We start from the raw sequence: 16102 nt of genomic DNA on the forward strand, positions 1-16102 counted from the left end.
GTTCATTAACATTGTAAATGAAAGGGGAGATACTCAAGCGGCCAACGAGGACGGACTGTAACTCCGTTGACTACGTCTTCGCAGGTTCGAATCCTGCTCTCCCCACAATTTTCCATTTATTTGTCATTGCGAGTTCTTAAGCAATCTATTTATAGGGTTTACTGCATTTTATTAAAACACATTTACATTCTAAACATTTTCTCACTTTGGTATTCTAACTCTTGTGTGATGTTGCTTTGTGCCTTAAATGAAACTTTTTATGCTATTTATAAACGGCAATAAAAGAAAGGCAAAAATATTTGTGCAACTTTAATATTTTAAAAAGATAGATATGAATTATACACTTATTTTTTTATAATTTTTAGGGAAGAATTGTTACCATCTATTAGCTTTACATTTAAAAAATACATTCCTTTCTTAAGATCACTAATATTAATTTCACCTAACTTAAAATTGACTTGAAACTTTTTTACTTTTTGTCCAAGTAGGTTTAAAACTGTAATTTCTCGAATTATTTGTTGCGACTGAATCGTCAGTTTTTCTCTTGTTGGGTTTGGATAGATGTTAAAACTAATGTCATTATTAATTCTATTTGTACTTAAAGTTGCATCTGAAGTTGCTGTCCAATTGCTAGCTATAGAATTATCAGAATTTACATCCATCAATTCTAAATAAAAACCATCACCATCTGCAGATTCTGGCCAAGGTGCCTTATCTTCATATTTTACTTGATCAATTGTATTTCCAAAAGCATCTGATAAGATTAAATGATGACTTTTATTAGATAAATCTCTAATAAAAGTGCCAAAAGGAGTTACACCATATTTTTCTTTAAAAGTTGTTTCATTTGCAGCTAAAAATATAGATGCTCCAGCAGCCACAACATCATTTATAGGAAATTGATAAGAAACCCCCAATTCTCTTAAATAGATACCAGTAAGATTTACGCTCGTATTTCCTGTGTTTGTAATTTCTATAAACTCTAAATCATCACTTTCTGGAAAAGCACTTGTTTCTTTAGGGTTGTAGCTAATTTTAGTAATTACCAAAGAAGGTGTTTGTACGTTAGTACAATTATTAAAAGCACCAAGGTTATTTTTCATCCAAGTAATTCTTTCTTGTAACCAAGATTTCATATTTGTTATTTCTCCAGAAAAATTATCAATAGTTTGCCACCTTTCGTTTTCACGAACCACAGCTTCAGAAATTAAGGCAACTGTATTGTCTATGAAATTAGAAACAGTGTCATAATTTAAAGGTTCTCCTGTTTGTGTAACATCATTAAATCGTTTAGACAAATAACATTTAAAATCTGGATTGTTGAAAAGATCTCTCCAAAAATTTGCACCGACATTGCTATATTGAAATTGCCAAACATTGGTTAAACTTCGGTCGTAATAAGCACCTGTAAAAAAGCCTAGCAAATCATTACCATAGGTTAAATTGTAATCCCAAATTGGGCCTGCTCTTAATTTACCACCTCTGTCTTTATGATAATAAGTACTTAACGCATAGGCATCTGCATTAGAGGCAATTTCTGCCATTAGCATATAATCTACAAATGTGGTAACATCAATAACAGATGGGTAACCACTTGTTATATTCGAGTTATTTGCAGTTTGGTCTAGATTTCTAAAAACGGCTTCTATATAAGAAGATTGATTTTGAGTGATATCTTCTGGTTTTGGTCTTTCAATAATATACCCTGCACCATTATTATACCAAACTTCTGGGTCTTCTGCAGAAGGTCTATCTGTCTGTATTAAATATCCTCCAGTAACTTCTGGGCTTGCATTATCTGTATTTGCTAACTTTACAATATCTACTCGATCACCATCAATTTTTATTTTTTCTGAAAGTGCATACAAACCTTTGTAATCACCATTAATAATGACTTCACAATATTTTAAGTTTACAGCATATTGTCCCATTTGCCTTGCCATTTCATAACTAAGATAATCACGCATCATACTATCATCAAAAGCAAAAGAATTTAAAATCCAATCGTTTTCTTTTGGCATTCCTAGCAGTTTTACATTATCATTATCTGAACGATCTTCTGTTAAAGTAGTAAATCCGTAAGGTTTTTTTGGCAATGCTTGTGAAGAAGAACCTCTTATTTCTATGCCAATTGTACCAGAATAATCTAAATATTCTTCATTATCTGCATCACTAACAAAATTTCTAGTGCCATCGGGTCTTTTTATAATTTTCATGGTACCAAATATTTTTGGTTCATCTGGTATTTCTGCACCATTGTCTGTAACTATAATAACAATGGGTAAATTACTGTCTGTAAACGTTAAAGCAGTTCCGTTATAAACATAAGACTTTGTATATACAGCAGATGGTATATAATTTGTTGAAAAGATGCGTGCCTTAACGGTGGTAGTTGCATTTATTTGAATAGGAGTGGTATACATTGCAGAACTTTCTGTGGGTGTATCTCCATTAATGGTATATCTTATAACTTGCTGGGAAGTTGTACCAGATAAAACTAAAGAAATAGCTGAATTTATAACGCCACTATCATGAGAAAAAGTGACTTCATTTTGTACACTGCCTAAAAATTCTTGACTAGAATTCTCTAAACCTGGTGTTGTTTCTATATAACTTACAATATCTCCTGAAGTTTTAGAAATACCAATGGATGTATTTGTAGGAAGGTTCTCTGCTGTTATTTGATTCACAATAGTACCAGCAGCATTTGCTAGTATTAGGGTTTCTGAACTTGATGATATTTTAAAGTTTGTATGAAAATGACTCTTTGTTAAATTTAAAATTGTTGGTGGTTCAATTCCCAAATTATTGGGACTTGTAAAAACGGCAGATAAGAAAGGGATTATTGTAAAATCTGATGAACTAGCACTGATATTGTGTGCTTGGATACTTAAAATATTTTCGCCTTCAGTTAAAAAGGAATTAAAATCGGATATCACAAACCTTTCAGGAATTCCTCCTGTATACATTTGTGCTTCATGGTCTGTAATTGTAGTAGAATTATAGGCAGGTGGTGTACCATTGATATTTGCCCTAGCAACTTCATGTCCATTTATATAGGCCACAAAAGCATCGTCATAATCTATATCTAAAATTATTGAAGAAACCGTAGCTAAATTATGAATGACAAACTTTTTCCTTAAATAGATAGCCTGGGTACCATTGGGTATTATTGTAGCATCATCTCCATCATTATAGCCAAATCCAGAAATACCAGAAGACCAATTTGCATCATCAAAATTTGAGTTTTTCCAATTAGAGTCAGGTTCAGATGTAGGAATTAGGTAGTTAAATGTATCTCCTTGATTTATAAGTGTTCTAGGAAACTTAATTTCAGTACGATTTTTAGATGAAGCCCATAAAAATAAATACTCATTTGGTGCTAATGTAATGTCTGGTAAAGTCCATTGTGTAAGGTCGTTTGCATCATCTGTTAAAGACCAAGCATTCATTGAAACCTCTTGGTTGCCATAATTATGAATTTCAAACCAATCAGAATAATCTCCATCTTCATCTGCATGCACAGTATTAGAAGAAACTACTTCATTTATTCTTATGGTTTGTGCTATAAAATGAGCGCTATTACCTATAAAAAACGTACATAAAAACAACAGTATACTATTTCTAATTTTATTATTTTTATGCATATATCTTTTGTTTAAAGTCTATAAAAATTTTTATAGAAGGTTTCTTTTTAATTTCTACAAACTTAAATGTTTTAAGCTGTATTATGGCATAATGCGTCTATACATGAACCATACAAAACCCTGTTTTTTCTCTTTTTATAACAAAAAGCAGGTTCTATAAACCTCATCAGAAAAGTTTAAAAGGTGTATTGTTTAAAAAGTAAATAGGAGCGTAGGAACATGCATAGAATACTTATTAAACCTTTCATTAAGATCTTCTATTGTATTCTGATTTTGTAGTATATTGCTTCCTCTTAAAAAAGAAAAACAGACATCGATTTTATCCTATATTATCAAATGAAATTACGCCTTAAAAATACACTATCGCTTTATATTTTATTATTTATTAGCAGTTATACAATTGCCCAAGACAATCTTATTAAGATTACTGGTACCTTAATTGAAGATACAACTTCACAACCGATTCCTTATGCAACTGTGGTAATAAACGATACAAGTTCTCATAAAATTATTGCAGGTACAACTTCAGATGAATCTGGAAAGTTTAGCATGGCTACTTCTAAAACCAATTTTTATATAGAGATAAGTTTTATGGGCTTTGAAACTAAAACCATAAAGGAGTTTAAGACGATAAACGGAAAGATAGATTTAGGAAAAATTATTCTTATTACAGACAGTCAGTCTTTAGATGAGGTGGTTGTTACTGGAGAAATTTCTAAAACCACTTTTAAATTAGACAAACGCGTTTTTAATGTGGGTGCAGATATTAGTAGTACAGGAGCAAGTGCTTTAGAAGTGCTAAATAATGTGCCTTCTGTAAATGTAAGTATGGAAGGCGAAATAAGTCTTAGAGGGAGTTCTGGTGTACAAATATTAATCAATGGCAAGCCATCGGTTTTGGCAGATGAATCTAGCAATGCGCTTGGTACCATTACTGCAGATATGATAGAGAGTATTGAGATTATTACAAATCCGTCTGCAAAATACGAAGCTTCGGGAACTGCTGGTATTTTAAACATTATTTTAAAGAAAGAAGAAAAAAAAGGGTGGAATGGTTCCGTTTCTGTAAATACGGGTACTCCAGACAATCATAGTATAGGGTTAAGCCTAAACAGAAGAACAGAAAACTTCAATTTATTTGCACAATTAGGAGCTGGATATAGATCGTTACCAAAAGATGCTGAAGCTATTAATAGAAACTTAACCAATAACGAGGTTATTTTTAGTGAGGGTACAGAATATAGAAATGAAACCTTTTACAACATAACATTAGGTACAGATTACCATATTAACGATTTAAACGTACTAACGTTATCGGGTAATTTTGCCTATGAAATTGAAAAGCAACCTTCTAAAACCAATTTCAACTATTTTGATGCTAACAATAGCCTAATTTCTAGTTGGGAAAGAAATGAAATTACAGACGCTACCAACCCTAAGTATAGCTACGAACTGAATTATAAGAAGCAATTTAAAGACCATGAAGATCATACTTTATTGTTAAGCGTTTTAGGACGTTTTTTCGGAAAAGACTTGTCATCTCATTTTACAAACACCACCATTGCTGGTGCTGATAGCGATAGCGATCAAAAAACAGCCACAGATTTTATACAAGCAGACTACACGTACAAAGTAGATTATACAAACCCAATTTCTGATACCTATACCTTAGAAACGGGTGCACAATATGTAATTAATGATGTAGGAAATGATTATGAAGTGAGCGAGTTAACCAATAACGGCTATGAAGTAAATAACGATTTAACCAACAATTTCGAATACAATCAAAAGGTTTTTGGTGCCTATGCAACTGGGGCTTTTGAAAAAGAAAAATGGGGCATAAAAGTAGGGGTAAGGGTAGAGCAAACCAATTTAAAAACGCTTTTAACAAACACCAATGAATCTAACGAACAGAATTTTACCAACTTCTTTCCAACCTTGCACACATCCTACAAAGTAGGAGAGAACTTTTCTTTGCAAGCCGGCTATTCTAAACGTATTTTTAGACCAAGATTATGGGATTTGAATCCGTTTTTTAATATTAGAAACAACTTTAACATACGTGTTGGTAACCCCAATTTACAACCAGAATTTACGGATTCTTACGAGCTGACAAGCATTTATAAAATAGGCAAAGCTACTTTAAGTTCTAGTCTGTATCATAAATTTACAACAGATATGGTAGAGCGTGTTTTTACGTATGTAAATAATGTAACCATAACTACACCACAAAATATTGGTACCAATTCGGCAATTGGTTTTGAAACTAATGGAAAATACAGAGCTAGTAACTGGCTGACAATTACAGGAGATTTCAACTTGAATTATTTTGATAGAGTGGGTACTTTTGAAACACAAGTTTTTGATTTTTCTGGAAACCAATGGTCGTCTAGATTGGGTTCTAAAATAGGACTTCCTGCAGATATTGATGTAGAACTAACAGGAAATTACCAATCTGGTTTTAAAACTGTACAAGGAACCACTACCGGTTATGCTTTTCTAGATCTTGGGGTGCGTAAAAAAATATTTAAAGGAAAAGCCATTGTAAATTTAGGGGTTAGAGATTTGTTTGCTTCAAGAATTTCAGAGCAATTTGTAACCCAAGCTACTTTTGAAACTTATAGTTTTGGACAACGTGGACGCTTTATTACATTGGGTATTAGCTACGGATTTGGTAAGGGAGAAGCCATGACGTATTCTGGGGGTAGGAGAAGGTAGGAATCATTGCGAGGTAAAAAGCAATCTGCTTGTTGAGTTTTCTATGTTTTATTAAAACTTGTTTTTGCGCTTTTACTCAACTGTTCTTACTCTTTTTTTTTCTTATTTTCTTTTCCATTGATGAAAAGAAATCGACTTTTTAGAGATTCATGAACACTTTAAAATATAAACGCGTGAGCTAACCAAAAATCTAGACTTGCTATAATTTTATTGAATTCTACAAGAATCTACACTATCGTGTCCAGACCGCTAAAGCTCTTTGGACACTTGCCGTTTCGTTTCTTTTGAATTGCTACTAAAATTATAGTAGGTCGGTTTGGAGTTTTTTATTGAACTTTACCTCGTAATGACATTCATGCGCTCGTAATAACGACAAATCAAATTAACACTCGTCGTTGCGAGGCATGAAGCAATCTGTTTGTTGAGTTTTCTATGTTTTATTAAAACTTGTTTTTGCGCTTTTACTCAACTGTTCTTACTCTTTTTTTTTTCTTATTTTCTTTTCCATTGATGAAAAGAAACAAAAATCTAGACTTGCTATAATTTTATTGAATTCTACATGAACCCACACTATCGTGTCCAGACCGCTAAAGCTCTTTGGACACTTGCCGTTTCGTTTCTTTTGAATTGCTACTAAAATTATAGTAGGTCGGTTTGGAGTTTTTTTATTGAACTTTACCTCGTAATGACATTCATGCGCTCGTCATAACGACAAATCAAATTAACACTCGTCATTGCGAGGCTTTAGCCTGTTGTGAGAAACGAAGCAAAAGCAAGCTGTTTGTTGGGTTTTCTATGTTTTATTAAAACTTGTTTTTGTGCTCTTACTCATGTGTTTTTACTCTTTTTTTCTTTTTCTTATTTTCTTTTCCATTGATGAAAAGAAACAAAAATCTAGACTTGCTATAATTTTATTGAATTCTACAAGAACCTACACTATCGTGTCCAGACCGCTAAAGCTCTTTGGACACTTGCCGTTTCGTTTCTTTTGAATTGCTACTAAAATTATAGTAGGTCGGTTTGGAGTTTTTTATTGAACTTTACCTCGTAATGACATTCATGCGCTCGTAATAACGACAAATCAAATTAACACTCGTCATTGCGAGGCTTTAGCCTGTTGCGAGAAACGAAGCAAAAGCAATCTGTTTGTTGGTTTTTCTACATTTTATTTAAACTTGTTTACACACTCATGCGCTCTTACTCAAGTGTTCTTACTCTTTTTTTTCTTATTTTCTTTTCCATTGATGAAAAGAAACAAAAATCTAGACTTGCTATAATTTTATTGAATTCTACAAGAATCTACACTATCGTGTCCAGACCGCTAAAGCTCTTTGGACACTTGCCGTTTCGTTTCTTTTGAATTACTACTAAAATTATAGTAGGTCGGTTTGGAGTTTTTTTATTGAACTTTCCCCTGCAATCACTTACTCTGCACTTGTCATTGCGAGGCTTTAGCCTGTTGCTAGGAATGAAGTAAAAGCAATCTGCTAGTCGTTTTTCTAAACGCTATTAAAACCCTCTTTTCTTCCTTAAGTATCTAAATAATATAACCCCGTATTTATACCTGAATTGCACTACTTTTTTACATCTGAAAAACAATACTTTATAAAAAATAATTATATTTAGGGTTAATATACTCTATGTCAACCGAGTATGTTGTTAAGAAAAAGCGATTATGAAAAATGAAAAAAAGAATCAACCAGCATTACAAAACACGCATTTAGATTTTGATGCCCAGTTATTAAAAAAAGAAGAATGGCTTACAACAGAAGAAGTCATGAAACATTTAAACGTGAGCCGCAGTACCTTATACCGATTACGCAAAAAACACAACATCCCCAATTTTAAATTAGGTCGAATTCCTATCTATCCTAGACACTTATTAAACAAGGTGTTTATGCATAAGGCACTTAGCAATATTAGTAAGTCGGAATCTAACAACTTACCGTTTACTGTTATTTTTAACAAACATCGAGACAAATAAGCACTAAAAAAAACGTGATCACAGCTAACATTTGTATTGTTATCTGCCAACACGTTCAAAACAAACTTATTTTAGTTTTACGTTTTTAAACCACCTTCTTTTACAGTACGGTGGCAGCACCCATGTAGGTACTTATCGCTGCAAAATTGGTTCCTGGTTTGCTAAAAGAAGCCCAAACTTCCACCTCAAAACTTGCCATAAAATTAGGCAGTGTTACACTTGCCGTGGTGGCATCTCTAGTGGCTGCTGCCATATTGGTGTAAAACAAGTTTAAGTCGGGTGCATAGACCACCACCATTAATTTGTCTGTTGCTGTGGCTTTTCCTTGGCCGCTATTGTCTTGCCAACTAAAGTTTAGTACTTGTCCAGCAGCTGCTGCCACCGTACCACCATCAATACCTCTTAAATCGCCTTTGCTAATTAATACTTTGGCATAATCCATTACCATGCCTTGTGGGGTACTAACCACTGCGTTTTTCAAATGGTAAGAAGTTGCCAAGTTAGAACGTGATTTATCGCCTTGTGGAGACCCAAAATAGTTGCTTAACACGTCTACAATAGGACTTAAAAACCCAATAACGACCTTAAATTTTTGTCGTTGTTCTTCCTGTTTTTCTGTAGCCGTATAATTACCACGCTGTGGTAAACTACGCATTACGTTTTTCCCTCTCCATCGAGAGCCTACTACGTTTCCTACCTTGCCAGAAAATCCGCCAAGAATACCTTTTTCAAATGTTGCCATAATTTTATTTTTTATGATTAATAGACCCCAAACATAGGAGCTAAAAACCATAAAACCAAACAGTTGACACGTACTGACACGTATTGACACGTATTGACACAAAGTGAACGGTTCTGACACATGCTGACCTGTTCTGACACATACTGACCTCTTGTGACACATGCTGACCTCTTCTGACACACCCTGACACATGCTGACCCACAAATCCAATTTTTATAGGGTTTTGTTCGGGTTTGGTTCGGGGTTTGTTCGGGTGCGGGTAGGGGCTTTTTTTAAAAAATGGACTTTTTTGGGAGGAATCCCGAAGGAGAGTGGTGGGAAGGGTGATGATGGTCAATGGGACCAAAACAAATTAAAAAGAGTACAACGTATCCTACAAATACATTTGTTTGTAAATTTTCTTTAATATTCTCTAAAAGATACTTACATTTAATTCTTAAAAAAAATTGTAACCAACCTTTATGGCAAAAACTAAAAACACCTTTGAGCAAGACTTGTTCAAAGCAGCAGATAAATTGCGTAAAAATATAGACGCAGCAGAGTACAAACACGTAGTACTTGGGCTTATCTTTTTAAAATACATATCCGAATCTTTTGATGAATTATATCAAAAATTAGTAAAAGATGAATATTCAGATGCAGAAGATAGAGACGAATATATTGCAGAAAACACCTTTTTTGTACCCAAATTAGCACGTTGGTCTCACATACATGCACAATCAAAGTTGCCTATTATTGGTCAAACTATAGACGAAGCCATGGAAGCGGTAGAAAAAGAAAATAAAGAATTAAAAAATGTTTTACCTCAAGTGTATGGTAAAGCAAATCTAGACAAAACCGCTTTAGGCGAACTCATCGATTTAATATCGAATACCGAGTTACAAGCCGAAAATGAAAACTCAAAAGACTTGTTTGGTCGTGTGTACGAGTACTTTTTAGGAGAATTTGCTAATGCAGAAGGTAAAAAAGGAGGACAATTCTACACACCAAAAGCCATTGTAAAGCTAATGGTAGAAATGATAGAACCTTACAAAGGGCGTATTTACGATCCTGCTTCGGGTTCTGGTGGTATGTTTATCATGTCTGAGAAATTTGTAACCGCACACTCTGGTAACATAAAAGATATTACGGTTTACGGACAAGAAAGTAACCAAACCACTTGGAAACTCTCTAGAATGAACCTTGCCATACGTAACATTAATAGCAAGTTTGTAGCTTGGAATACAGAGGGCTCGTTTTTAAAAGATGCACACCCCGATTTAAAAGCAGATTTTGTAATAGCCAATCCACCATTTAACCAAAAAGAATGGGGAATAGACATCTTACAAGACGATGCACGTTGGCAATATGGCACACCACCAAATGGAAATGCCAATTTTGGGTGGATGCAACACATGCTCTACCATTTATCACCAAGAGGGGTTATGGCAACCGTTTTAGCCAATGGCTCTTTAAGTTCTAACACTTCTGGCGAAGGAGACATACGTAAAAACCTAGTAGAAGCTGGCTTGGTAGAGTGTATTGTAGCCTTACCAAAACAACTATTTTACAACACAGGTATTCCTGCTTGTATTTGGTTTTTACGTAGAGGAAGAACAAATACTAACGAAGTCTTATTTATTGATGCCTCAGAAATGGGCTATCTAAAAGACCGAGTACACAGAGATTTTTCAGATAGTGACAACGACACCAAAAAAGGAAACTACCACGACAATGGATTAGGCGATATCCAAAAAATAACACAAACCTACCACAACTGGAAAACCGTCATTGCAAACGATCCGTCATTGCGAGGAACGAAGCAATCTCAAAATGAAACTGCCTATAACGACATAAAAGGCTACTGCAAATCTGCAACCCTAGAAGACATACGCAAACACAACCACGTACTAACACCAGGACGTTATGTGGGCATACCAGACGAGGAAGACGATGGCATCCCATTTGAAACCAAAATGGCAGACCTAACCACCACCTTGCAACAACAAATGCAAGAAGAGGAAGCCTTAAACCAAGAAATTAAAACACAACTGGCTAATATTGGGTTTAAGTTATGAGTAGTATAGATGATAAATTACCTGATGGTTGGATTGAAACTACTTTGGCTGAAATTGTTATTTCTGCTAATACAGGATTAGATGCTATTAAACGAGCTCCAATTGTTGAACAAGAAACAGGCATAAAATGTTTTCGAATTCAAGATGCCTCTCAAAAAAAGAAATATGAGAATTGGGGAAATACTAAAGTAGAAGAAAAAAATTATAAACGATTTCAACTTTTAACAGGAGATATTCTAATAGCTAGAACAGGAAATACTATTGGAGTTAATTATTTAGTTTCTGAAAATTTAAAATCAGTATTTAATAATGGACTAATAAGACTTCGTGTAAATGAAAAATGTGATTATAAGTTTTTGTATAAAATAATTGAATCGAAATTATTTGATAGATATGTTCAGTCCATAGCTTATGGAACTTCTACTCAGCCTAACATGCAAATTAATGTCCTATTAGGTTTTGAATTAAATATTCCACCACTTGAAGAACAAAAAGCCATAGCCAAGGTTTTAACCGCTTTTGATGATAAAATAGAAAACCTACGCGCACAAAACCAAACTTTAGAGCAAACCGCACAAACTATTTTTAAAGAGTGGTTTGGTAAATATCAAATTGGTGATGAACTGCCTGAGGGTTGGAAAATTGGTACAATTGGAAATTTAACAGAAATAAAGCGTGGTGGTTCTCCAAGACCAATTAAAGATTATATTTCAGATTCTGGATATAGATGGTTGAAAATATCTGATGCTACAGCTACAGATTCTCCTTTTATTTTTGAGATAAAGGAACATATTAAAATTGAAGGATTAAAAAAAACAACCTTAAAAAAAGCAGGAGATTTAGTATTATCCAATAGTGCAACACCAGGAATGCCAAAATTTTTAGCTGTTGATACATGTGTACATGATGGTTGGATGCATTTTCCAAGTTCTATAGTTTCTAATGAATATCTTTATTTACTTTTTCTTCATATTAGACCAACACTTGTGCAACAAGGAAGTGGAAGTGTATTTGTGAATTTAAAAACTGATATATTAAGATTCTATGAAACTGTTATTCCTTCAAATAAAGCTTTAACAGATTTTGATAAATTAATCAAACCTATTTTTGATAAAATTTTAAGTAACTCAAAACAAATCCAAACCTTAACAAAAACCAGAGATGCTTTATTACCAAAGTTAATGCGTGGTGAGATACGAGTTAATGGGTTTAAGAAGTAAATAAAATAGAATGTATAGTAATAATCCAAAGAAATATAAACGTAACTCTATAAGATTAAAAGGGTACGATTATGCCCAAAAAGGATTGTATTTTATTACCATTTGCACACAAAATAGACATTGTTTTTTTGGCAAAATAACCAATGGGGTTTTGCATTTAAACGATGCAGGAAAAATGATAGAACAATGGTATTACGAATTAGAAAACAAATTTGATGATATAAAATGCGGTACCCACGTGGTAATGCCCAATCATTTCCATGCCATTATTCATAATATTGGCGTAGGGGCAGACCTACGTGTCTGCCCTAATTCTAATATGGGCGAACACGTTCCTATTATGGGCGAACACATAGGTTCGCCCCTACATGTGGTGGTGCAATGGTTTAAAACCATGACAACCAACCAATACATACGCAACGTAAAAAATAACAATTGGCAACGTTTTGATGGCAAATTATGGCAACGTAATTATTGGGAACACATTATCCGAAATGAAAAATCTCATCAAAATATATCCAATTATATTGTCAACAATCCATTAAAATGGAATGCTGATACATTAAACCCTGAACCCTAATTAGAATCTGTCTTAAAATGACTAAACTCTCAGAAAACACCATAGAACAAGCATTCATTGACCAATTAATTGGTCAAGGCTACACCTATTATTACGGTCCAGACATTGCACCTTATAGTGAGTTCCCACAACGTGAAGGTTTTGAATCTGTGTTGTTAGAGCAACAACTAAAAAATGCGTTACGTCATTTAAATCCAGACGTACCAGAATCGGCACGTGTAGAAGCCTATCAAAAAATTGTAAACCTTGGTACGCAAGACTTAATGGAAAACAACGAGCGTTTCCATACCTTGCTAACCAATGGTGTAACAGTAGAGTATAACAAAGAAGGCAGAACAAAAGGGATTAATGTAAAACTGCTAGATGTGGGGCAGCCACAAAACAACCAGTTTTGGGTAGTGAATCAATTAGTAGTAAAAGAAAACAATAATGAGAAGCGTTTTGATGTTGTTATTTATGTTAACGGTTTGCCATTAGTATTTGTAGAACTTAAAAATGCCACAGACGAGAATGCAACGGTTAGAAAAGCGTATCAACAAATACAAAATTATAAAACAGCAGTACCAAGCATCTTTTATTACAATAGTATTTGTGTAATTAGCGATGGTATAGAAGCAGGAACTTCTAGTGTTTCTGCGCCTTTTTCTCGTTTTTTAAGATGGAAAGCACCAAAAGCAATAATTAACGACCCAAGAACAGAACTACAAATATTAACCGAATACATGCTTAATAAAAAAACCTTGGTAGAGTTAATTCGCTACTGTACGGTTTTTGAGCAAGAAGAAAAAAAGGATGATAAAACAGGATTAATTTTTCAGGTAAAAATTAAAAAGGTGGCAACTTATCATCAATATTACGCAGTACAAAAAGCAGTAACACAAACCATAAGAGCAACAGACGCTAAAGAAGGCGACCGTAAAGTTGGTGTGGTTTGGCATACGCAAGGTTCTGGTAAATCATTATCTATGGTATTTTACTCAGGACAAATAGTAACGCATCCACAAATGGAGAATCCTACTATTGTGGTTTTAACAGATAGAAACGATTTAGACGACCAATTGTTTGGTACGTTTGGCAATTGTAAAGAGTTGTTACGTCAAACGCCTGTACAAGCGCAAAATAGAAATCATATAAAAGAGTTATTAAATGTGTCTGGAGGTGGTGTTATTTTTACAACCATTCAAAAGTTTTCACCAGAAGAAGGCAATGTATTTGATACATTATCAGAAAGAACCAATATTGTTGTGGTTGCAGACGAAGCACACAGAAGTCAATATGGTTTTAAAGCACGTGTGGTAGAAGTAGAAGAGGGTTCGGAAATTAGATATGGTAACGCTAAGTATTTACGCGATGCGTTGCCAAAAGCTTCTTATATTGGTTTTACAGGAACACCTATTGAAAAAGAAGATAAATCTACACCAGCCGTTTTTGGGGAATACATAGATGTATATGATATAAAACAAGCAGTAGATGATGGCGCAACAGTACCCATTAGTTACGAGTCGCGTTTAGTAAAAATTAAACTCAACGAAGAAGTTACCAAATCTATAGATGCACAAATAGATGAAATAGAAGGTGCTACCGAAGAACAAATAGAAAAAGCCAAAACCAAGAGTGCAGCCATAGAAAAAATAGTTGGTAAAGACGATAGATTAAAAGATATCGCAGCCGATTTAGTCACACACTTTGAAGCAAGACAAGAAGTCTTTGAAGGCAAGGCGATGATTGTAAGCATGAGTCGTAAAATTTGTGCAAAACTCTATAATGAGATTATTGCTTTACGTCCAGATTGGCATCATGAAGATTTAGACAAAGGCGCAATAAAAGTGATTATGACAAGTACCAGTGATGATGAAGCGATTTTGCAACCGCATCACACTACAAAGTCTCAACGTAAAGTATTAGCAGCACGTATAAAAGACCCAAACGACCCATTACAAATGGTAATTGTTAGAGACATGTGGCTAACAGGTTTTGATGCACCCAATTTACATACCATGTATATTGATAAAAAAATGCAAGGTGCCAACTTAATGCAAGCCATTGCACGAGTAAATAGAGTGTATAAAGATAAACCAGGAGGATTAATTGTAGATTATATTGGTATTGGTCAAGATTTACGAAACGCTATGGTTACGTATTTACAAAGTGGAGGAGAAGGTACCCCAATTGTAGATATTAAAGAAGCCATTGCAGGCATGTTAGAAAAGTTTGAAGTGGTAGCACAAATTTTACATGGCTACGATTATATATCATATTTTAAAGCAGAAACAAATAGAAAACTACAAATTTTATTAGGAGCACAAAACTTTGTGTTGCAAACAGAAGACTTAAAAAATAGATTTATAAAAGAAGTAACCATATTATCTAAGTTGTTTGCTATGTCTATTCCTAGTCCGCAAGCAGATAACATTAAAGATGAAGTGGCGTTTTTTCAAGCTGTAAAAGCAAGAATAAATAAGTTTACAGGCAATACTACAAAGTCCGATTATGAAGTAGAATCGGCAATTAAGCAAATTGTAGACGATGCGTTATCAAGTGAAGGTGTTATAGATGTTTTTGAAGCTGCAGGTATAAAAGCACCTTCAGTTGGCATTTTATCTGATGAGTTTTTGTTAGAAGTAAAAAATATGCAACAAAAAAACGTAGCCTTTGAGTTACTTAAAAAGTTGTTAGCAGATGAGGTGCGTGTTCGAAAAACAAAGAACATAGCACAAGGGAAACGCTTTTCAGATATGTTAGCATCGGTTGTAAAGCGTTATCACAACAATCAAATAGATTCGGCGCAAGTATTAGCAGAATTGTCTGCTATTGCTAAAGATATGCGATTAGAGGACCAAAAAAGTGTGGATTTAGGCTTAACTCCTGAAGAATATGCTTTTTACAGTGTGTTATCACAAAATGAATCGACTAGCTTTTTAGACGATGATAAAATGAAAGACTTAATCCATACCATTGTTGAGGTAGTTAGAAACAATGCCACTGTAGATTGGAGTAAGCGTGACGATGTAAGGGCAAAATTAAGACTAACAGTTAAGAAGATTTTAATGCGATATGGGTATCCACCAGATGTCGCAAAAATGGAAGCAGACAAGGTGTTGGCGCAGAGTGAGAACTTGGCAGCATTTTTTGCAGGTACATAGTTCTTTAATAT

At 34.1% G+C, this 16102-nt stretch carries 8 protein-coding genes and 1 tRNA gene; 7 read left to right on the forward strand and 2 right to left on the reverse strand.

The window, feature by feature from the left end:
- The first annotated feature begins 23 nt into the window (after positions 1-23).
- Positions 24-105 (forward strand) — tRNA-Tyr (locus H9W90_RS04420).
- A 239-nt stretch (positions 106-344) separates the two neighbouring features.
- Here the strand turns inward: H9W90_RS04420 and H9W90_RS04425 are convergent.
- Complete coding sequence (locus H9W90_RS04425; protein WP_187483256.1) at positions 345-3647, reverse strand: CotH family protein; 3303 nt, start codon at positions 3645-3647, stop codon at positions 345-347.
- Between the two features lie 336 nt (positions 3648-3983).
- On the opposite strand from H9W90_RS04425, the gene H9W90_RS04430 reads away from it, so the two are divergent.
- Together H9W90_RS04430 and H9W90_RS04435 are read left to right on the forward strand one after the other, a co-directional pair.
- Positions 3984-6365 (forward strand): outer membrane beta-barrel family protein, encoded by a 2382-nt coding sequence (locus tag H9W90_RS04430; protein WP_187483257.1) that lies wholly within the window; start codon positions 3984-3986, stop codon positions 6363-6365.
- A gap of 1675 nt (positions 6366-8040) precedes the next feature.
- Entirely contained in the window at positions 8041-8349 is a 309-nt protein-coding gene (locus H9W90_RS04435) for a helix-turn-helix domain-containing protein (RefSeq protein ID WP_187483258.1), read from the forward strand.
- Between the two features lie 100 nt (positions 8350-8449).
- Here the strand turns inward: H9W90_RS04435 and H9W90_RS04440 are convergent, their stop codons facing one another.
- On the reverse strand, positions 8450-9091 hold the full coding sequence (locus tag H9W90_RS04440) for a DUF6266 family protein (protein ID WP_187483259.1): 642 nt from the start codon (positions 9089-9091) through the stop codon (positions 8450-8452).
- A gap of 461 nt (positions 9092-9552) precedes the next feature.
- Between H9W90_RS04440 and H9W90_RS04445 the strand changes: the two genes are divergently transcribed.
- From H9W90_RS04445 to H9W90_RS04460, 4 genes are read left to right on the forward strand one after another with little or no spacing between them, the layout of a single operon-like run.
- Entirely contained in the window at positions 9553-11148 is a 1596-nt protein-coding gene (locus H9W90_RS04445; protein WP_187483260.1) for a type I restriction-modification system subunit M, read from the forward strand.
- Positions 11145-12368 carry a restriction endonuclease subunit S gene (locus tag H9W90_RS04450; RefSeq protein WP_187483261.1) on the forward strand — a complete coding sequence of 408 codons (1224 nt, stop codon included), beginning with the start codon at positions 11145-11147 and terminating at the stop codon, positions 12366-12368. The genes H9W90_RS04445 and H9W90_RS04450 overlap by 4 nt, the downstream gene beginning before the upstream one ends.
- A gap of 10 nt (positions 12369-12378) precedes the next feature.
- Entirely contained in the window at positions 12379-12948 is a 570-nt protein-coding gene (locus tag H9W90_RS04455) for a transposase (protein WP_187483262.1), read from the forward strand.
- Between the two features lie 17 nt (positions 12949-12965).
- Positions 12966-16091, forward strand: a complete 3126-nt coding sequence (locus H9W90_RS04460; protein WP_187483263.1) for a type I restriction endonuclease subunit R — start codon at positions 12966-12968, stop codon at positions 16089-16091.
- The last annotated feature ends 11 nt before the right edge of the window (positions 16092-16102 follow it).

Source organism: Polaribacter pectinis (assembly GCF_014352875.1).
GTDB classification, from domain to species: Bacteria; Bacteroidota; Bacteroidia; order Flavobacteriales; family Flavobacteriaceae; genus Polaribacter; species Polaribacter pectinis.

Coding starts and splice junctions, on each gene's coding strand:
- H9W90_RS04450 (WP_187483261.1), top strand. CDS start 11,145: ATGAGTAGTATAGATGATAAATTACCTGATGGTTGGATTGAAACTACT.
- H9W90_RS04435 (WP_187483258.1), top strand. CDS start 8,041: ATGAAAAATGAAAAAAAGAATCAACCAGCATTACAAAACACGCATTTA.
- H9W90_RS04430 (WP_187483257.1), top strand. CDS start 3,984: ATGAAATTACGCCTTAAAAATACACTATCGCTTTATATTTTATTATTT.
- H9W90_RS04440 (WP_187483259.1), bottom strand. CDS start 9,091: ATGGCAACATTTGAAAAAGGTATTCTTGGCGGATTTTCTGGCAAGGTA.
- H9W90_RS04425 (WP_187483256.1), bottom strand. CDS start 3,647: ATGCATAAAAATAATAAAATTAGAAATAGTATACTGTTGTTTTTATGT.
- H9W90_RS04460 (WP_187483263.1), top strand. CDS start 12,966: ATGACTAAACTCTCAGAAAACACCATAGAACAAGCATTCATTGACCAA.
- H9W90_RS04445 (WP_187483260.1), top strand. CDS start 9,553: ATGGCAAAAACTAAAAACACCTTTGAGCAAGACTTGTTCAAAGCAGCA.
- H9W90_RS04455 (WP_187483262.1), top strand. CDS start 12,379: ATGTATAGTAATAATCCAAAGAAATATAAACGTAACTCTATAAGATTA.